Source organism: Mesorhizobium sp. B2-2-4, assembly GCF_006442375.1.
Lineage (GTDB): Bacteria > Pseudomonadota > Alphaproteobacteria > Rhizobiales > Rhizobiaceae > Mesorhizobium.
Genome location: NZ_VFWB01000002.1, coordinates 298,775 through 318,813, shown reverse-complemented (window position 1 = coordinate 318,813; position 20,039 = coordinate 298,775). Strand labels below are relative to the sequence as shown.

Genomic DNA, 20,039 nt, shown 5'->3' with positions numbered 1-20,039 from the left:
TCATACCAATTGAATTCCCCGAACTCATCCGATACATCATTTTTAGCTACAAAGGGTCTGGAGGCTGGCATGTGCGGAATCGTTGGACTTTTCCTCAAGGACAAAGCGCTGGAGCCGCAGCTCGGTGCGATGTTGTCGCAGATGCTGGTATCGCTCAGCGATCGCGGACCCGACAGCGCCGGCATCGCGATCTATGGCGCGCCGTCCCGCAACGAGGCCAAGATCACCATCCAGTCGCCGAGGCCGGAGCGTGATTTCCGTGGACTGGACGCCGAACTCACCAAGGCGCTCGGCGTGCCGGTGAGCGTCATGGTAAAATCGACGCATGCCGTCATCAGGACCACGCCCGAAAAGGTCGATGCCGCGCGTGAGACCATCCAGTCGCTCAGGCCCGACATCCGCATCATGGGTGCCGGCGAAGCCGTGGAAATATACAAGGAAGTCGGCTTGCCCGAGGCTGTGGTCGACCGCTTCGACATCCGTGGGATGACCGGAACGCATGGCATCGGGCACACCCGCATGGCGACGGAATCGGCGGTGACGACGATGGGCGCGCATCCGTTCTCGACCGGCGCCGACCAGTGCCTGGTGCACAATGGCTCGCTGTCCAACCACAACAACGTTCGCCGCGAACTGGTCCGCGAAGGCATGAAATTCGAGACCGAGAACGACACCGAAGTGGCGGCCGCCTATCTCTCCTCCCAGATGGCGCATGGCAAGAACCTCGGCGAGGCGCTGGAGGGCACCCTCTCAGATCTCGACGGTTTCTTCACCTTCGTCGTCGGCACCAAGAACGGCTTCGGCGTGGTGCGCGACCCGATCGCCTGCAAGCCCGCCGTGATGGCCGAAACGGACCAGTATGTCGCCTTCGGCTCGGAATATCGCGCGCTGACCAAACTGCCCGGCATAGACAATGCGAGAGTCTGGGAACCGGAACCCGCAACCGTCTATTTCTGGGAGCATTGAGTTCATGCCGGCAACAAAACTTTCAACCGCGGCGGCGAGCGACCATGCCTCCCGGGTGTTCGACCTGGACCAGATGTCGCTGCGCGAGCTCAACCAGGCACTGCACAATCTGACGCCAGGCTCGAACGAGACCGCCTGGGAAGTGTTGAACCCGAAGGGCAGCCATTCGGTCGCCGTCGGCGTCGACCAGCCGGTCAGCATCGATGTGCGCGGCAGCGTCGGCTATTACTGTGGCGGCATGAATTCCGGCAGTGCCATCACCGTGCATGGTTCGGCGGGACCCGGCGTCGGCGAAAACATGATGTCGGGGTCGATAACAGTCAAAGGCGACGCCAGCCAATATGCCGGCGCCACCGGCAAGGGCGGGCTGCTCGTCATCGAGGGCAATGCGTCCTCGCGGTGCGGCATTTCGATGAAAGGCATCGACATCGTCGTGCACGGCAATATCGGCCATATGTCGGCCTTCATGGCGCAGTCCGGCAATCTGGTGGTGCTGGGCGATGCCGGCGACGCGCTCGGCGATTCCATCTACGAGGCACGGCTGTTCGTGCGCGGCAAGGTCGGCAGCCTGGGTGCCGACTGCATCGCCAAGGAAATGCGGCCCGAACACCTGGAATTGCTGCAGGGCCTGCTCGACCGCGCCGGCGTCACCGGTGTCAAGCCGTCTGAATTCAAGCGCTACGGCTCGGCGCGCACGCTCTACAATTTCAATATCGACAACGCCGACGCGTATTGAGGCAGCATGACCTATCGCAACCCGCCGACGACGCCGCGCAAATCCGCGACTTTCGACGACTACACGCTTTCCGAGATCCGCCGCGCCGCGGCCACCGGCATCTATGACATCCGGGGCGCCGGCGCCAAGCGCAAGCTGCCGCATTTCGACGACCTTCTGTTCCTGGGCGCATCGATCTCGCGCTATCCGCTCGAAGGCTATCGCGAGCGCTGCGACACATCAGTCGTGTTGGGCTCACGCCATGCCAAGAAGCCGATCGAGCTGAAAATCCCGATCACCATCGCCGGCATGAGCTTCGGCTCGCTGTCGGGCCCGGCCAAGGAAGCGCTCGGGCGCGGCGCGACGCTGTCGGGCACCTCGACCACGACCGGCGACGGCGGCATGACCGAGGAAGAGCGCGGCCATTCCAAGCAGCTCGTCTACCAATACCTGCCGTCGCGCTACGGCATGAATTTGCGCGATCTGCGCCGCGCCGATGCCATCGAGGTCGTCGTCGGCCAGGGCGCCAAGCCCGGCGGCGGCGGCATGCTGCTCGGCCAGAAGATCTCCGATCGCGTCGCCGAGATGCGCACGCTGCCCAAGGGCATCGACCAGCGCTCGGCCTCGCGCCATCCCGACTGGACCGGGCCGGACGATCTCGAGATCAAGATTCTCGAACTGCGCGAAATCACCGACTGGGAAAAGCCGATTTACGTCAAGGTCGGCGGCGCCCGCCCCTATTACGACACAGCGCTTGCGGTGAAGGCCGGCGCCGACGTCGTCGTCGTCGACGGCATGCAGGGCGGCACGGCGGCGACGCAGGAAGTGTTCATCGAGAATGTCGGCCAGCCGACGCTCGCTTGCATCAGGCCGGCGGTGCAGGCGCTGCAGGATCTCGGCATGCATCGCAAGGTGCAGCTGATCGTCTCGGGCGGCATCCGCAACGGCGCCGATGTCGCCAAGGCGCTGGCGCTCGGCGTCGACGCGGTCTCCATCGGCACGGCTGCCCTTGTCGCGCTCGGCGACAACGATCCCCGCTGGGAGGCGGAGTACAACGAGCTCGGCACCACATCAGGCGCCTATGACGATTGGCACGAGGGCCGCGACCCGGCCGGCATCACCACGCAGGATCCCGAACTGATGAAGCGGGTCGATCCGGTGGCCGCCGGCCGCCGGCTGGCGAACTATCTCAAGGTGATGACGCTGGAGGCGCAGACCATCGCCCGCGCTTGCGGCAAGAACAGCCTGCACAATCTCGAACCCGAGGATCTCGTCGCGCTCACGATCGAGGCCGCCGCGATGGCCGGCGTGCCGCTGGCCGGCACCAACTGGATACCGGGGAAGAACGGCTTCTGATCAACAAAGGGCCGAAGGCCATATGCTCTAGGGCCAACAATCGACAAAAAATGGGGAACTTCCGTGACAGTTGATCTTGCAGAGTTCGCAAGGGCGAAAAACGTCAAATATTTCATGATCTCCTACACCGACCTGTTCAGCGGGCAACGCGCCAAGCTGGTGCCGGCGCAGGCGATATCAGATATGCAGAAGGATGGCGCCGGCTTCGCCGGTTTCGCTACCTCGCTCGACCTCACGCCGGCACATCCCGACATGCTGGCGGTGCCGGATCCGAATTCGGTTATCCAGCTGCCCTGGAAGCCTGACGTCGCCTGGGTCGCCGCCAACTGCATCATGGACGACAAGGAGGTCGACCAGGCACCGCGCAACACGCTTAAGCGACTGATCGCGGAAGCCGCTAACGACGGCATGCATGTCAAGACCGGCGTCGAGGCGGAATTCTTCCTGATCTCGCCCGACGGCAAAACGATCTCCGACGAATATGATACGGCGGCGAAACCATGCTACGACCAGCAAGCGTTGATGCGCCGCTACGACGTCATCGCCGAGATCTGCGACCACATGCTGGCGCTCGGCTGGGGCGCCTACCAGAACGACCACGAGGATGCCAACGGCCAGTTCGAGATGAACTGGGCCTTCGACGATGCGCTGGCGACCGCCGATAAGCATTCTTTCTTCAAGTTCATGGTCAAGTCGATCGCGGAAAAGCACGGCCTGCGCGCCACTTTTATGCCCAAGCCCTTCCAGGGACTGACCGGCAATGGCTGCCATGCGCACATCTCGGTGTGGGACAAATCAGGCAAGACCAATGTCTTTGCCGACAATTCGATGGAGCTCGGCCTGTCGGCCAAGGGTAAGCACTTCCTCGGCGGCATCATGAAACATGCCTCGGCTCTCGCCGCCATCACCAACCCGACCGTCAATTCCTACAAGCGCATCAACGCGCCTCGCACCATTTCGGGCGCCACCTGGGCGCCGAACACGGTGACCTGGACCGGCAACAACCGCACCCACATGGTGCGCGTGCCCGGCCCCGGCCGCTTCGAGCTGCGGCTGCCTGATGGCGCGGCCAACCCTTATCTGCTGCAAGCCGTCATCATCGCCGCCGGCCTCGACGGCATCCGCTCCAAGGCCGATCCCGGCAGGCGCTACGACATCGACATGTACCAGCATGGTCACACGGTGGAGGGCGCGCCGAAATTGCCGCTCAACCTGCTCGACGCGTTGCGCGAATTCGACAATGACAAATCGCTCAAGACGGCGCTGGGTGAGGAATTCTCGTCGGCTTATCTAAAGCTGAAGCACCAGGAATGGAATTCCTATGCTTCGCACTTCACGCAATGGGAGCGCGACCACACGCTGGATATCTGACCGGCGCAGCGTGCGAGCGACCTCGGAATGAACGTATGAAATATTCGATCTTCTCGCTCGCCCGCGCCGCCTTCTCCGGCCACAAGAACTGGCAGCGCACCTGGCGCGACGCCAGCCCGAAGGACCGCTACGACGTGGTGATCATCGGCGGCGGCGGGCATGGTCTGGCCACCGCCTGGTTCCTCGCCAGCGAGTACGGCATCAGGAATGTGGCCGTGCTGGAAAAGGGCTGGATCGGCTCCGGCAATGCCGGCCGCAACACCACCATCATCCGCTCCAATTACGGCCTGCCCGGCAACACCGGCTTCTACGAATTGTCCATGAAGCTGTGGGAACGGATGGAGCAGGACCTCAACTACAACACGATGGTCAGCCAGCGCGGCGTCATCAATCTCTACCATTCCGATGCGCAGCGCGATGCCTATGCGCGGCGCGGCAACACGATGCGCATCAACGGCATCGATGCCGAATTGCTCGACCTTGCCGCGGTCAAGAAGATGATGCCGTTCCTGAATTTCGACAATGCGCGCTTTCCCGTGCAAGGCGGGCTCTTGCAGCGGCGCGGCGGCACGGCGCGGCACGACGCCGTGGTCTGGGGCTACGCCCATGCGGCGAGCGCGCTCGGCGTCGACATCATCCAGAATTGCGAAGTGACGGGCTTCGTGCGCGACGCCAACGGCAAGGTGACCGGCGTCGAGACCTCGCGCGGCAAGATCGGCGCCGGGAAAGTCGGCATGGCCGTCGCGGGCTCCTCCTCGCGCGTCGCCGCGATGGCGGGCCTGCGCCTGCCGATCGAAAGCCATGTGCTGCAGGCTTTCGTCTCCGAGGCGATCAAGCCGCTCATCCCCAATGTGATGACGTTCGGCGCCGGCCATTTCTACGTCAGCCAGTCGGACAAGGGCGGCCTGGTCTTCGGCGGCGACATAGACGGCTACAATTCCTACGCCCAGCGCGGCAATTTGCCTGTGATGGAAGACGTCTGCGAAGGCGGCATGGCGCTGATGCCGATGATCGGCCGCGTGCGCCTGCTGCGCCAGTGGGGCGGCATCATGGACATGTCGATGGACGGCTCGCCGATCATCGACAAGACGCCGGTCGACGGGCTCTACCTCAATGCCGGCTGGTGCTATGGCGGCTTCAAGGCGACGCCGGGCTCAGGCCTCGTCTTTGCCCACCTGCTGGCCCGCGACCAGTCCCACAAGGAGGCCGCCCGCTTTCGCCTCGACCGGTTCCGGTCTGGTGCGATGATAGACGAAAAGGGCCAGGGCGCCCAACCGAACCTGCACTGAAGGCCCCGTCATGCGCATCACCTGTTCCTTCTGCGGCGAACGCGAACTCGGCGAGTTCACCTATCTCGGCGACGCCAAGCCGGTGCGGCCGGAGGCTGGCGCTTCGGAGGACGATGTCTTCGACTACGTTTACCTGCGCGACAATGTCGCCGGCGTGATGGACGAGAATTGGTACCACGGCGGCGGCTGCCGGGCGTGGCTGAAGGTCACCCGCAACACGCTGACGCACGAAATTTCGGCCGTGGAGCCAGCGGCGGGCGCCGGGGCGAGGCAGGTTGCGAAATGAATTTTTCTGTCCAGCTCAGCGCCGCGAACTCCGCCAGGCCTCTACCTCCCCCTTGTGGGGAGGTAGGACCGCAGGTCCGGGTGGGGGTCTGCGCCGCCCCCCCACCCCGCTGCTTCGCAGCGACCCTCCCCACCAGGGGGAGGGTAAGAAGCGGCAGGGCGACGAGGGGCAGCGCGACGCCAGTGCATGGGGCTGCATCGTGATTTCCTCCCAATCCCATCGTCTCCCGACCGGCGGCCTCGTCGATCGTTCGTCACCGCTGAGCTTCCGCTTCGATGGCAAGACGTTCTTCGGCTTCGAGGGCGACACGCTGGCGTCGGCGCTGATCGCCAACGGCGTCAAGCTGGTCGGCCGCTCGTTCAAATACCACCGTCCGCGCGGCATTCTGACCGCTGGCTCGGAAGAGCCCAACGCGCTGGTCGAACTGCGCACCGGCGCACGCCGCGAGCCGAACACCAAGGCCACGACCGCCGAGCTCTATGAAGGGCTCGAGGCCGCCAGCCAGAACCGCTGGCCGTCGCTACATTTCGACGTGATGTCGGTCAACCAGCTCTTCGCGCCGATCTTCGTCGCCGGCTTCTACTACAAGACCTTCATGTGGCCGGCCAAATTCTGGGAGGCGATCTACGAGCCGGCGATCCGCCGCGCCGCAGGCCTCGGCCGCGCCGCCGGCGTTGCCGATCCCGACCACTATGACAAGGCCTGGGCGCATTGCGACGTGCTGATCGCCGGCTCCGGCCCGACCGGGCTTGCGGCGGCCCTTGCCGCCGGCCGCTCCGGCGCCCGCGTCATCCTGTGCGAAGAGGATTTTATTCCCGGCGGCCGCCTGCTCTCGGATGGCGGCACGATCGACGGGCTGCCGGCAGCCGAGTGGCTGTCGCGAACCCTGGCGGAACTCGAGGCAATGCCCGATGTCCGCATCATGACCCGCACGACGCTGTTCGGCGTCTACGATGGCGGCACCTATGGCGCGATCGAGCGGGTCAACGACCATCTGCCCTCGCCGCCCGAGCACCAGGTGCGCCAGCGCATGTGGCGCATCGTGTCCAGGCGTTGCGTCGTCGCGGCCGGCGCCCTCGAGCGGCCGGTCGTCTTTGCCGGCAACGATACGCCCGGCGTGATGATGGCTTCGGCCATGCGGACCTATGTCGCGCGCTATGCCGCCGCGCCGGCAAAACGCATCGCGCTGTTCACCAACAATGAGGATGGCTGGCGCACGGTCGAGACAGTACTCGGCGCAGGCTTGCAGATTGCGGCGGTCATCGACGCACGGCCTGACGTCTCGCCCGCCCATCGTTCGCTCGCCTCGAAGAGCGGCTTCCCGGTGCTGCATGGCGCCGTCAGCCGTGCGGACGGCGGCAAGGACGGTGTGAGGAAAATCTCCGTCTCTCTCACCGGCGGCGCGCGAGCCGAAGTGGAAGCGGACGGGCTTGCCGTCTCCGGCGGCTGGAACCCGGCGGTCGGGCTCACCTCCTATCATCGCGGCCGGCCGAAATGGCGCGACGACATCGCCGCCTTCGTGCCCGACGGAGCGCCTCCCGGCATGGTCGCCGCCGGTGCAGCCAATGGCTCGTTCGGTCTCGGCGCCTGCCTGGCGGGAGGGTTTGCAGCAGGCGCGGCGGCCGCGCTCGACGCCGGGCGCTGCGGCAAGGCCGGCACAGCGCCGACTGCCGATGACGAGGCGTTCTCGTTGACGCCGCTCTGGCATGTCGCCGGCAAGGGCAAGGCGTTCGTCGACCAGCAGCACGATGTCACAGCTTCCGACATCGAACTCGCACAGCGTGAGGGCTTTGAATCGGTCGAGCATCTGAAGCGCTACACGACGCTCGGCATGGCGACCGACCAGGGCAAGACCTCCAACGTCGCCGGCCTCGCCATCATGGCTGCGGTGTCGGGCAAGTCCATTCCCGAAACCGGCACGACGATCTACCGCCCGCCCTATGTGCCGGTCGCGATCGGCGCCTTTGCCGGCCATCACCGCGACGAGACTTTCCACGCCACAAGGCTGACGCCCTCGCATCACTGGGCCGCCGAACAGGGTGCCGTCTTCGTCGACACCGGCCTGTGGAAGCGCGCGCAATGGTATCCGCGCACGGACGAGAAGGACTGGCTGGAATCCGTCACACGCGAGGTCAAGACGGTGCGTTCCGGCGTCGGCTTCTGCGATGTCTCGACGCTCGGCAAGATCGACGTGCACGGCCCCGATGCCGGCGCCTTCCTCGACCGCGTCTACATCAACACCTTCTCCAGCCTCGCCGTCGGCAAGGCGCGCTACGGGCTGATGCTGCGCGAGGACGGGTTCGTCTACGACGACGGCACGACCTCGCGGCTGGCCGAGGATCATTATTTCCTCACCACCACCACCGCCAAGGCCGGACTGGTGATGCAGCATCTCGAATTCTGCCGGCAGGTGCTGTTCCCGGAACTCGATGTGCAACTGACCTCGGTCTCCGACCAGTGGGCGCAGTTTTCTGTCGCCGGGCCGAAGACGCGTGATCTGCTGAAGGAGATCGTCGATCCGGCCGAGGACCTGTCGAACGAGGGCTTCCCCTTCATGGGTGCACGCGAAGTCGCGCTGCGCGGCGGCATCAAGGCGCGGCTGTTCCGCATCTCTTTCTCCGGCGAAATGGCGTTCGAAATTTCGGTGCCGGCGCGCTATGGCGAGGCGCTCGTGCGCAATCTGATGCTGGCCGGCAAGCCGTTCGGCGTGACGCCATACGGCACCGAGGCTCTTGGCGTCATGCGCATCGAAAAGGGCCATGTCGCCGGACCGGAACTGAACGGCACGACCACGGCCGCCGACCTCGGCCTGGGCAAGATGATGTCGACCAAGAAGGATTTTGTGGGCCGCGTCATGGCCGGGCGCGAGGCACTGGTCGCGCCGGACCGGCAGGTCGTCGTCGGCATCAAGCCGACCGACAAGGCGCGGCGGCTGCGCTCCGGCGCGCACATCGTTCCGAAGGGCCAGACGCCCGGACCTGATAACGACCAGGGCTATGTCACCTCAGTCTGCTTCTCGCCGACATCGGATCAATGGATCGGGCTTGCTCTCGTGGAACGTGGTCGCGAGCGTATCGGCGAGGCCGTGCGCGCGCACGATCCGCTGCGCGCAGAGGAGTATGATGTCGAACTGTGCAATCCCGTCTTCTACGACCCGGATGGAGGGCGCCAGCGTGGCTGAATTTACCTGGGATGCGCGCAGCCCTCTCGACCGCACGCTGGTCGTCGGTCCGCGTGGCGCGCAGGGCGATACCGGCGTTTCGCTGACCGAGATCCGCAATTTCGACCTCGTGCAAGTGATGGCACGCCGCGGCAAGGCGGGTGACCTGGCCAGGGCTGCGACGGCGTGTTTCGGCATTGCCGGTCCGGATGCGCCCAAGGCGGTGCGGATTGGGGACGCCACGCTGATCTGGTCCGGGCCGGATCAGTTTTTCGTGCTGTCGAAGAGTGGCAAGCACGGGATGAAGGCGCTTGCTCCTCTGCTTGCCGGATCGGCTTCGCTGTCCGACCAGTCGCATGCGCGGGCGCTGATCAGCATCTCCGGTGACAAGGCGCGGGCGATGTTGGCCAAGCTTTCATCGCTCGATCTGCATGCCGGTGTGTTCGCGGTCGGCTCTGCCGCCGCAACCTCGATGGATCACACCAGCGTCACGCTCTGGCGTGGGAATGATCGGGCGGACGGACAGGCGGTGTTCAACGTTCTGGTCTTCGCGACCTTTGCCGAGAGCCTGTGGCACACGATGCTCGATGCGGCGGCGGAATATGGTGTGGATATCAGCCATTCCGAGGAAGTGACGTAGCTTTGCGCACGCCCTTCCCTTCTCCCCTTGTAGGAGAAGGTGGCCTCGCGGAGCGAGGTCGGATGAGTGGCGCTCCAGCTTGGCAATGACGGCACGCCGTCACCCACCCCCTCAACCGTCTCGGCGCCGGGCACTGATCCACCGCCCTGGGGCGAGCCACGAATCTCGCCCCGTCCTTCGGACCCCACAAGGGGAGAAGGAAGAACCTGCCCCACCACCGCCTTGCCAAACCCACCCGCACTGCTATTCTTGCTGCTAAAATAATTTCACACACAGGCAAACTTGTTTCTCGAACCGCAAGGCTGAGATGAGCCAGTCGCCCTACCCTGCCGTCGCATCCGGACCACCCCGGCCGAGCCTGATCCTGCGGCCCGGCCAGATCGCGCTGCCGCCGGGCATGGAGCGCTATACGGTCCAGGGCAATGGTGCGGTGCTGATCGAGGTCGAGGCCGGCGACACCATCACGGTGCGCAATGTCGAGGGCGGCCAGGCTTGCGAACTGCTGGCATGGGATCGCACCGGTGCGACCGATCCCTCCATCCTCGGGGAAAAATCCAACAGCAATGCCGCCGGCATCAAGGCACTGCTTGCCGAGGGCGATGACAGCCTCGCGTCCCTGCGGCGCGGGCTCGCGCGCCGGCAGGTGCGGCTCGACCAGGCCAAGGCGGTGCGCGTATTCGGCGGCGCCACGCCGGCCGGCACCGAACAGGCTTTCACCATCGTGCGCGTCGGCTCGGTGGTGATTGCCGCGCCCGGCGGGCCGATGCTGGTCGACGGCCATGATACGGCGACGCCGCTTACCGTGATCGTGCGGCGTGCCACCATCCGTCCGGCGGCGAAGTCGCTATTGGCTGACCCGCTCGCCGATCCGGTGCTCGATTTGCGCGTCCATTCGGCGACGGCGGAATCCTACTTCGTCAAAGCCGGCGACTATCTGCAGATCATCGACGTCGACGGGCGCCAATGCACCGACTTCCAGTGCTTTTCGGCGCGCAAGCTGGACAAGGGGCTCGACCATCCGCTCGATGTGACGACGACACGCACGCTGATGGGCGCGAGCTATCCGACGCCGGGGCTGCACTCGAAATATTACGACCAGGACATGGAGCCGCTGGTCGAAGTGGTGCAGGACACATGCGGCCGGCACGACGCCTTCGCGCTCGCATGCGCCGCCAAATATTACGATGACATCGGCTATCCCGGCCATGCCAACTGCTCGGAGAACTTCAACCGCGCGCTGTCGGACAAGGGCGTCACACCACGCGCCGGCTGGATGGCTATCAACTTCTTCTTCAACACGGCGATCGACGCGCATGGCATCATGGTCTCCGACGAGCCATGGTCGCGGCCCGGCGACTATGTGCTGCTGCGGGCCCTGACCGACATCGTCTGCGTGTCCTCCGCCTGCCCCGACGACACGACGCCGGCCAACGGCTGGGACCTGACCGACATCCATGTGCGCACCTATTCCGGCCAGCACAAATTCTCGCGTGCGATCGCCAGACGCATGACGCCCGATTCGGAACCGAAAATGACCCGCGAGACCTCCTTTCATTCGAGCTTTGCCAAGCACACCCGCGACTTCGTCGAGTACAGGGGCTATTGGCTGGCCAATTCCTTCGCCAGGGAAGGCGCGATCGCCGAGTACTGGGCCTGCCGGCAGGACGCCGTGATCATGGACCTGTCGCCGCTGCGCAAATTCGAGGTCACCGGCCCGGATTCCGAAGCGCTGCTGCAATATACGCTGACCCGCGACGTCAAGAAGCTCGGCGTGGGCCAGGTCGTCTATTCCGCCATGTGCTACGAGCATGGCGGCATGATCGACGACGGCACGCTGCTCAGGCTCGGCAAGGACAATTTCCGCTGGGTCGGCGGCGACGATCTGTCCGGCGAATGGCTGCGCGAGACGGCGACAAAGCTCGGTCTCAACGTGCTGGTACGCTCGTCCACCGACCAGATGCACAATATCGCCGTGCAGGGGCCGAAGAGCCGCGATATCCTGAGGAAGGTGATCTGGACCTCGCCGCTGCAGCCGTCGATCGAGGAACTGGAATGGTTCCGCTTCGCCGTCGCGCGCATCGGCGGCGGCAATGGCGTTCCGGTCGTCGTCTCGCGCACCGGCTATACCGGTGAACTCGGCTACGAGATCTGGTGTCATCCGCGCGACGCCGAAAAGGTCTTCGACGCGATCTGGGCCGCCGGCCAGCCGCATGGATTGAAGCCGATGGGCCTGCAGGCGCTGGACATGGTGCGCATCGAGGCCGGGCTGATCTTCGCCGGTTACGAGTTCTCCGACCAGACCGACCCGTTCGAGGCCGGCATCGGCTTCACCGTGCCGCTGAAGTCCAAGACCGACGACTTCATCGGCCGCGAGGCGCTGATCCGGCGCAAGGAGAACCCGCAGAACAAACTGGTCGGGCTCGACATCGATGCCAACGTCGCGGTCGGCCATGGCGATTGCGTGCATGTCGGCCGCGCCCAGATCGGGGTCGTCACGTCGGGCATGCGCTCGCCGGTGCTGAACAAGACCATCGCGCTGGCGCGGCTCGATGTCACCCACGCCGCCATCGGCGCGCGAGTTGAAATCGGCAAGCTCGACGGCCACGCCAAGCGGCTGCCGGCGCGAGTCGTGGCCTTCGCCCATTACGATCCGCAGAAGACCAGGCCGCGTTCCTGACCGCGGCCTTCCGGGCATACGGGATTGCCCGTCGGCGGCGCCGCGGGGCACATTTGTGCGCCCGCCCGCAAGCGTGATGTGCACGGCGCGACAAAACGCTTGACGTGAAAGCGCGCCGGATCAATCTTCACTCCTAAGAAAAAAATACGACTGAGTGGAAACACTGAAGTCGCGGCGATATTGGCCGGGAGCAAGCTTCGCACAGCCGAGGCGTCGCCGGCGGGGAACATCAAAAAGGGGAATTCACCGACATGAGCACCATAAGCACGGTCCTGGACCAGCCTGCCGAAAGCAAGCTGCTCAGGCATATCGACTGGCGCGGCGCCTTCTGGGTGGCGAGCGGCGTTCCAGCCCTCGTCCTGTTCTCGATCGGCGGCATTGCCGGCACGACCGGGACGCTCGCTTTCCTGATCTGGACGGTGTCCATGGTCATGGGCTTCCTGCAATCCTTCACCTATGCCGAGATCGCCGGCCTGTTCCCGAACAAATCGGGCGGCGCCTCGATCTACGGCGCCACCGCCTGGCTGCGCTACTCCAAGTTCATCGCGCCCTTGTCGGTATGGTGCAACTGGTTTGCCTGGTCGCCGGTGCTCTCGCTCGGCTGCTCGATCGCCGCCGCCTATATCCTCAATGCGCTGGCGCCGGTGCCGATCTTTACCGACACGTCGCCCGAGGTCGCCGCCTATATCGCGGCACATGCCGGAACGAGCGCCGGCGACGCCATTACCGCGGTGACCGCGGCGGCGACCCCGGCGATCCGCACGTGGTCGGCGTTCAGTCACACGCTGGGTCCGGTGTCCTTCACCTTCAACGCCACCTTCTTCATCGGCGCCGTGCTGATGCTGATGATCTTCTCGATCCAGCATCGCGGTATCCTGGGCACCGCCAATGTGCAGAAATATATCGGCCTGCTTGTCATCGTCCCGATGCTGATCGTCGGCGTCGTGCCGATCTTCACCGGCCAGATCAACTGGGCCAATTTCTCGCCGCTGGTTCCCTTGGCCGCCGCCTATGCGCCAGAGCCCGGCGCCTGGAACATCGCCGGCTGGACGCTGGTGCTCGGCGGCATGTTCATCGCCGCCTGGTCGACCTACGGCTTCGAGACCGCCGTCTGCTACACCTCCGAGTTCAAGAACCCGGGCACCGATACCTTCAAGGCCATCTTCTATTCCGGCCTGCTCTGCATGCTGCTGTTCATCCTGGTGCCGTTCACCTTCCAGGGCGTGCTCGGCCTCAACGGCATGCTGGCGACGCCGATCGTCGACGGTTCGGGCGTGGCGGATGCTCTCGCCGGCATGGTCGGCGGCGGCGGGCTTATCCACAGCCTGCTGGTGATGCTGATGATCCTAGCGCTTGTGCTGTGCATCATGACGGCGATGGCCGGCTCCTCGCGCACGCTCTACCAGGGCTCCGTCGACGGCTGGCTGCCGCGCTACCTCAGTCACGTCAACGAGCATGGCGCGCCGACGCGGGCGATGTGGACCGACCTGTGCTTCAACCTGATCGTGCTGGCGATCGCCTCGGCCGATGCGACGAGCTTCTTCTTCATTCTCGCCGTATCCAATTGCGGCTACATCATCTTCAACTTCCTCAACCTCAATGCCGGCTGGATCCATCGCATCGACAACGGCCATATCGCGCGGCCGTGGAAGGCCCCGACGTGGCTCTTGGGGATCGGGGCGATCTTCGCCTATGTCAACGCGATCTTCATGGGCGCCGGCGCCAAGGTGTGGAACCCGATGGCGCTGTGGGCCGGGCTGATCACCGCGGCGCTGATCATCCCGGTGTTCTGCTTCCGCCATTACATCCAGGACGGCGGCAAGTTCCCCGACCACATGCTGGCCGACCTCGGCATGGCGGGAGCGGACCTCTCGGTGAAAAAGGCGGGCATGCTGCCCTATCTGACGCTGGTCGCCGGCGTGGCGGTAATGCTGATCGCCAACTGGTTTTTCGTCATCTGATTTGCCTGACGGGCAAGCGGCCTTCGGCTCCGCAAGAACAGAAATTGGCCGGTCTCAAATGAGACCGGCCGATTTCGTTCATTCAGCCGCCAAAGCGAGTTGCGGCCTCTCGACGCCTTCGACGGTTTCTGGTTCGGGCGTCTGTTCGTCGGTCGGCACCTTCTTGCGCTCGCGGCCGAAGAACAGGGCGTAGCCGGCGGGCAGCACCAGGATGGTGAGCACGGTTGCAACCAGAATGCCGCCCATCATGGCGTAGGCGAGCGGCCCCCAGAATACGCCGCGCGAGATCGGGATCAGCGCCAGAACCGCGGTCATTGCCGTCAACACGATCGGCCGGAAACGGCGCACAGCCGAGCCGATGATCGCTTCGGAGCGTTCCATGCCTTTCGCGATGTCCTGGTCGATCTGGTCGACGAGGATGATGGAGTTTCGCATGATGATGCCGAGCAGCGCGATGACGCCGAGGATGGCGACGAAGCCGAACGGCGCGCCGCTGATCAAAAGGGCCGCGGCCGCACCGATGATGCCGAGCGGACCGGTGGCCAGCACCAGCATCGCCTTGCCGAAATGCTGCAGCTGGACCATCAGCAATATGACGATGACGGCCAGCATGATCGGCGCCTTGGCGGCGATGGAAGCCTGGCTTTCCGCCGAATCCTCGGCACCGCCCTGGATCTCGATCTTGTAGCCGGGCGCCAGGCCGTCGCGCAGGCCCTTCATGTCGTTGTACATCTTGGTGACGACGTCGTTGGACTGCACGCCGTCGGGCAAGGTCGCCCGCACGCTGATGGTCGGCAAGCGGTCGCGCCGCCACTCGACGCCTTGCTCCAGCACCGGCACAACCTTGGCCACCTGCGACAGCGGCACGAAGCCACCGAAATCGGTCGGGATGTAGATGGAATCGACCGAGGACAGCAGCGCGCGGCTGGCATCCGGCTCGCGGGCGACGATGGACACCGTTTCTTCGCCGTCGCGGAAGTCGCCCAGCGGCGCGCCGGACATGGACGCCTGCAGCATCTGGCGAATGCGTTGCGAGGTGACGCCCAGCGCGCGGGCGCGGTCCTGGTCGATGACCAGCTTCATCGCCGGCACAGGTTCCAGCCAGTCGTCATGGACGGCGCCGAGCAGCGGGTTGGCCTGGAATTTCGCCTTCACCTGGTCGGCAATGCGCCGCACTTCCTGGCGGTCCGGACCCATGACGCGCATCTGCACCGGCCAGCCTGTCGGCGGCCCGAGGAACAAGCGGTCGACCTTGCCGCGGATGGAGGGGAAGTCCTGCGCCAGGATGGTACGCAGCTTGACGATCAGCCGCTCGCGCGCCGGCTCGTCATTGGCCATCACAAGAAGCTGGGCGAAGTTCGGATTCCTGAGCTGCTGGTCCAGCGGCAGGAAGAAGCGCGGCGCGCCTTCACCGATATAGGTGGCGATGAAGCGCTTGTCCTTGTCGTCCATCATCTTGGCTTCCAGCGCCTTGGCCTGCGTCTCGACTTCCTTGATGCTGGTGCCTTCCGGCAGCCAGAGATCGACGAGGATTTCCGGGCGAGACGATTGCGGGAAGAAGTTCTGCGGAATGAACTGGAAGGCCCACAGGCTGGCGGCGAAGGTCACCAGCGTCATCGTCAGCACGATGATGCGATGGCGCACGGCCCAGGTAACGGTCGAGCGAAGCCGGCGATAGAAGCTGGTGTCGAAGACGTCGTGATGGGAACCGGCATGCTTGCGCTGCTTGAGGATCATATATCCCAGCCATGGCGTGAAATAGACCGCCACGAACCAGGACACGACGAGCGCGATGCCGACGACGTAGAACAGCGTGCGGACATATTCGCCGGCAGTGGAGGCGGCGAAGCCGACCGGAATGAAGCCGGCGGTGGTGATCAGCGTGCCGGTCAGCATCGGGAAAGCGGTCGAGGAATAGGCGAAACCCGCCGCCTCGATCTTGACCAGCCCCTCCTCCAGCTTGCGTTCCATCATCTCGACGACGATCATGGCGTCGTCGACAAGCAGGCCGAGCGCGATGATCAAGGCGCCGAGAGAAATGCGCTGCAGGTCGATGCCGATCTCGTACATGATGGCGAAGGTGGCGGCCAGGACCAGCGGAATGGCGATGGCAATGACAAGTCCGGAGCGCCAGCCGATCGACAGGAACGAGACGACGAGCACGATCAGCAGCGCTTCGCCGAGCGCATGCATGAACTCGCTGACAGCGTCCCTGACGACCTCGGGCTGGTCCGATATCTGGTCGACGGAGACGCCATACGGCAGCGCCTCCTCGAAGCGCCTATAGGTCGCCTCGACGTCCTTGCCGACATCGGTGACGTTGAAGCCCTTGGCCATGACGACACCGAGCTGGACACTCTCGTGGCCATTGAACCGATACTTGCGCTCGAAGGGATCCTCCAGCCCCGAGCTCACGGTCGCGATATCGCCAAGGCGCGTTACCTGGTTGCCGGCGCGCAAGCGCAGCTCGCGAATGTCGGCGGCGCTGGTGACATCGCCCTCGACCGAAATGCGGACCGAGCGCAGGCCGGTGTCGACAGAGCCTGCCGGGTCGACATTGTTCTGTCCCTTGATCGCGTTCTGCAGGTCAGTCAGCGTCAGGCCGCGCTCGGCCAGCGCCTTGGACGAGACGTCGATATAGATCTTCTCGGGCTGGTCGCCGATGATGACCGCCTTTTCGACGCCGGGCGTCGTCAGCAGCATATCGCGGGCCTGGATGGCGAACTTCTTCAATTCGGGATAGCTGAAGCCATCGCCGCTGATCGAATGCAAGGTGATGAAGGTGTCGCCGAATTCATCGTTGAAATAGGGGCCGAGCAGGCCCTTCGGCAGATCGCCTGCTATGTCGCCGACCTTCTTGCGTACCTGATAGAAGGCGTCGTTGACCTGGGCAGCATTGGTGTCGCCCTTGATCTGAACCGTGATGATGGCGCTGCCGGCGCGCGTGTAGGAGCGCACGAAGTCGAGATGCGGCGTTTCCTGCAGCTTGCGCTCGATCTTGTTGACGACCTGGTCTTCCATCTCCTGGATCGAAGAACCCGGCCAGATCGCCTGCACGACCATGACGCGGAAGGTGAAATCGGGATCTTCCTTCTGGCCCATGCGCATCAGGCCGAGCGCACCGGCAAGGATGATCAGGCCGAACAGGAAACGCGCGATGCTCGGATGCCCGATCGCCCAACGCGAGAGGTTGAAAGGCCGCTTTTCAGTGTTGCTGTCGGTGGTCATGGCGCCAGTCCAGTCCAATTGATCTGCAAGGCAGGTTCATCATGCCGTTCATGCGTTCTTCGTCTGGCCTCCGGGCGGCGAAGCTCCCTCAAGCGGAGAGACTCGCATCGCGTGTGACGCGACAATGATGCGGGGGAGCCATCTTGCCGGCGTCTCGACGATCGGGCGCCTGCCGCCCGGAAACCATGGCCTGCCCGGTCTTGCGGCTCGCGCCGCCAAGATAGGGAAGGGTTTCGTTGTGCCTGGCTGTCAGCGCAGGCTGCTGGTGGCAGCGTCTTCCGCCGCCGAGGCGGACTGCTGGAGACTGTCGCCGGACAGCTTGACCTTCAGATTGTCGGTCATGAACTGGGTGCCAGCGGCAACCACGACGTCGCCCTGCTTGAGGCCGTCGGCAACCGCGACGCCATCGGCGGTGAAGTTCGCGATCTTGACCGGACGCGAATGCACGGTGTCGCTGCCGCGGTCCACGGCCCAGACGATCTTCTGGCCGTCCTTTTCGGCCAGGGCGCTGAGCGGGATCGAGACCAGCTGGGTCTTGCTGTCGATCGAGGCCTGCACGTTGGCGGTCATGCCGAGCAGCACGCGCGGATCGTTGGGAAGCGAGACGCGAACGGCGAAGGTACGCGACTGCGGGTCGGCGCTGCCGGCCACTTCGCGGACCTTGCCGGCAAGCGTCAGCGCATCGTCCGCCCAGAAGCTTGCCTTGACCTCCTTGCCCGGCCTGAAGCCGGCAATATCCATTTCCGGTACCGCGATCAGCACTTCCTTCTCGCCATCGACGGCAACCGTCATCACGGGCGTGCCGGCACCGACCACCTGGCCGACATCGGCACTGACCGCGGTGACGATGCCGTTCTCGCTCGCCTTGAGGTCGGTATAGTGGACCTGGTTCTGAGCCTGGGCGAGGGTCGAGCGGGCGGCATCGCGCGTCGCGACCGCCTGGTTGTAGGCCAGCGTCGCCTGCTCGAGCTGCGATTTCGGCGCGAAATTCTTGGCATAAAGCTGCTCGGCGCGCTTCCTGGCGAGATCCACCGTCTCGACCTGGCGCTCGGCGGCGTCAAGGCTCGCCGCGGCGCTTTTGACCGAAAGCTCGTAGTCGGAGGGATCGATGCGGGCGAGGACGTCGCCCGAGGTGACATGCTGGCCGATGTCGACGAGCCTCTCGGTGACCTTGCCGGCAACGCGGAAGCCGAGATTCATCTCGGTGCGAGCACGCACCGAGCCGGAGTAATCGAGCTGGCGGGTGGTCTGCGCCGCGCCGATCTCGACGACCTTGACGGGGCGGATGATATCCCTGACCTCCGCCTTCTCCTGGGAACAACCGGCCAGGCCGAGTGCCGCGACGATCAGGCCGGCAACCGGCAGCCAGCGGATAATGGAATTGGACGAAGACACCTTAGCACTCCCAAACTGGAGATTGACTGTCGTTGCCGGCGCCCGGCGGGCGGCGGGCGGCGGCTATTTCTTCAAGGCCTTGATCGCATACTCGATGAGGTCGTCGGGCATCGCCCGGTTGGTCTTGGCAAGACACTGGGCCACCATCTGCGGGTGGCACAAAATGACCGTGGCGGCGCCGAAGCAGCGCGACGCAATCACCGGATCCTGCTCCCTGAATTCGCCGGCCGCGATGCCCTCGCGGATCACCTCGGCAAAAAGATCGTGGATACTGTCGACATGCTTGTCGATGACGCCCCAATCGCGCTCGAGGGCGACGATGACCATCTCATGGACCTTCTGGTCGTCGAGCATGACCTCCATGGTCATCTTGTACTGCGCGTGCACGTAGCGCCGCAGCCGTTCCTCGGCGCTGATCGGCAAATGCATGATCTCGTAGGCCATCCTGTAGCTGGCCCCGAGCATCCGGCCACAGACCGCCTGGTGGATTTCGACCTTGGACGCAAAGAAGCGATAGATGTTGGCTGGCGACATGCCGAGTTCGCGGGCAATGTCGGCGACATTGGTCTTGCCGTAGCCATAGTGCCGGAACAGGCGCTCGGCGCAATCGAGAATGCGCGTTACATTCTCCTGGCGAGCGGCATCGGCGACGAGGTTGGCGGTTTCGGACATAGCCTCTTTCGATTTACTAGTGATGAATTTTAATTTTCGTCACTCGTAAATCGAAAGGAACGCGATGTCAACGCGGATTCGGCGTACGCGTACAAAATGGTGACAGATGGTGACAGTCGCAGGTGTGCAATGACCGACGTTGCCGATTGCGAATGGCGCTCATCCCGTCATCATCAAGGGCGTAGCAAGGAGCGGAGCGACGCGCAGACTCTCAGAATCCATGCTGCGACCTCTGTCGAAAAAAATAAATCGGCTCAAAGGGTTAGGCCGACCAGCATCCACAATCTTGGAAGGCCATTGTCGGCCGTCGGATCACGGCTGCC

At 64.4% G+C, this 20,039-nt stretch carries 13 protein-coding genes; 10 read left to right on the top strand and 3 right to left on the bottom strand.

The annotated features are described in order from the left end of the window. The first annotated feature begins 69 nt into the window (after positions 1-69). From FJ959_RS06585 to FJ959_RS06540, 10 genes are all read left to right on the top strand, one after another. Complete coding sequence (locus tag FJ959_RS06585; RefSeq protein ID WP_140497865.1) at positions 70-966, top strand: glutamine amidotransferase family protein; 897 nt, start codon at positions 70-72, stop codon at positions 964-966. Between the two features lie 4 nt (positions 967-970). Next, a complete protein-coding gene (locus FJ959_RS06580) occupies positions 971-1,702 on the top strand; it encodes a GXGXG domain-containing protein (RefSeq protein WP_140497863.1) in 732 nt (243 codons plus the stop codon). Positions 1,703-1,708: 6 nt separating this feature from the next. Then, positions 1,709-3,037, top strand: coding sequence for an FMN-binding glutamate synthase family protein (locus FJ959_RS06575; protein WP_095771140.1), 1,329 nt, complete (start codon positions 1,709-1,711; stop codon positions 3,035-3,037). A 63-nt stretch (positions 3,038-3,100) separates the two neighbouring features. Beyond that, positions 3,101-4,408, top strand: a complete 1,308-nt coding sequence (glnT, locus tag FJ959_RS06570; protein WP_140514695.1) for a type III glutamate--ammonia ligase — start codon at positions 3,101-3,103, stop codon at positions 4,406-4,408. Positions 4,409-4,443: 35 nt separating this feature from the next. Continuing rightward, entirely contained in the window at positions 4,444-5,697 is a 1,254-nt protein-coding gene (locus FJ959_RS06565; protein ID WP_140497859.1) for a sarcosine oxidase subunit beta family protein, read from the top strand. Between the two features lie 10 nt (positions 5,698-5,707). Next, a complete protein-coding gene (locus FJ959_RS06560) occupies positions 5,708-5,983 on the top strand; it encodes a sarcosine oxidase subunit delta (RefSeq protein ID WP_140564308.1) in 276 nt (91 codons plus the stop codon). A gap of 199 nt (positions 5,984-6,182) precedes the next feature. Continuing rightward, positions 6,183-9,164 carry a sarcosine oxidase subunit alpha gene (locus tag FJ959_RS06555; RefSeq protein ID WP_140629158.1) on the top strand — a complete coding sequence of 994 codons (2,982 nt, stop codon included), beginning with the start codon at positions 6,183-6,185 and terminating at the stop codon, positions 9,162-9,164. Further along, the gene (locus FJ959_RS06550) at positions 9,157-9,783 is read left to right on the top strand and encodes a sarcosine oxidase subunit gamma (RefSeq protein ID WP_140629155.1); all 627 of its coding nucleotides are present in this window, start codon (positions 9,157-9,159) and stop codon (positions 9,781-9,783) included. The genes FJ959_RS06555 and FJ959_RS06550 overlap by 8 nt, the downstream gene beginning before the upstream one ends. 307 nt (positions 9,784-10,090) lie before the next feature. Next, complete coding sequence (locus FJ959_RS06545; protein ID WP_140629154.1) at positions 10,091-12,460, top strand: aminomethyltransferase family protein; 2,370 nt, start codon at positions 10,091-10,093, stop codon at positions 12,458-12,460. A gap of 251 nt (positions 12,461-12,711) precedes the next feature. Then, the gene (locus tag FJ959_RS06540) at positions 12,712-14,421 is read left to right on the top strand and encodes an APC family permease (RefSeq protein ID WP_140564312.1); all 1,710 of its coding nucleotides are present in this window, start codon (positions 12,712-12,714) and stop codon (positions 14,419-14,421) included. Between the two features lie 78 nt (positions 14,422-14,499). Here FJ959_RS06540 and FJ959_RS06535 read toward each other — a convergent pair whose 3' ends face one another. The 3 genes from FJ959_RS06535 to FJ959_RS06525 form a co-directional block, all read right to left on the bottom strand. After that, entirely contained in the window at positions 14,500-17,649 is a 3,150-nt protein-coding gene (locus tag FJ959_RS06535; RefSeq protein WP_140629152.1) for an efflux RND transporter permease subunit, read from the bottom strand. A 249-nt stretch (positions 17,650-17,898) separates the two neighbouring features. Further along, entirely contained in the window at positions 17,899-19,044 is a 1,146-nt protein-coding gene (locus FJ959_RS06530) for an efflux RND transporter periplasmic adaptor subunit (RefSeq protein ID WP_140629149.1), read from the bottom strand. Positions 19,045-19,107: 63 nt separating this feature from the next. Further along, complete coding sequence (locus tag FJ959_RS06525) at positions 19,108-19,716, bottom strand: TetR family transcriptional regulator (protein WP_140580697.1); 609 nt, start codon at positions 19,714-19,716, stop codon at positions 19,108-19,110. Positions 19,717-20,039: the final 323 nt, after the last annotated feature.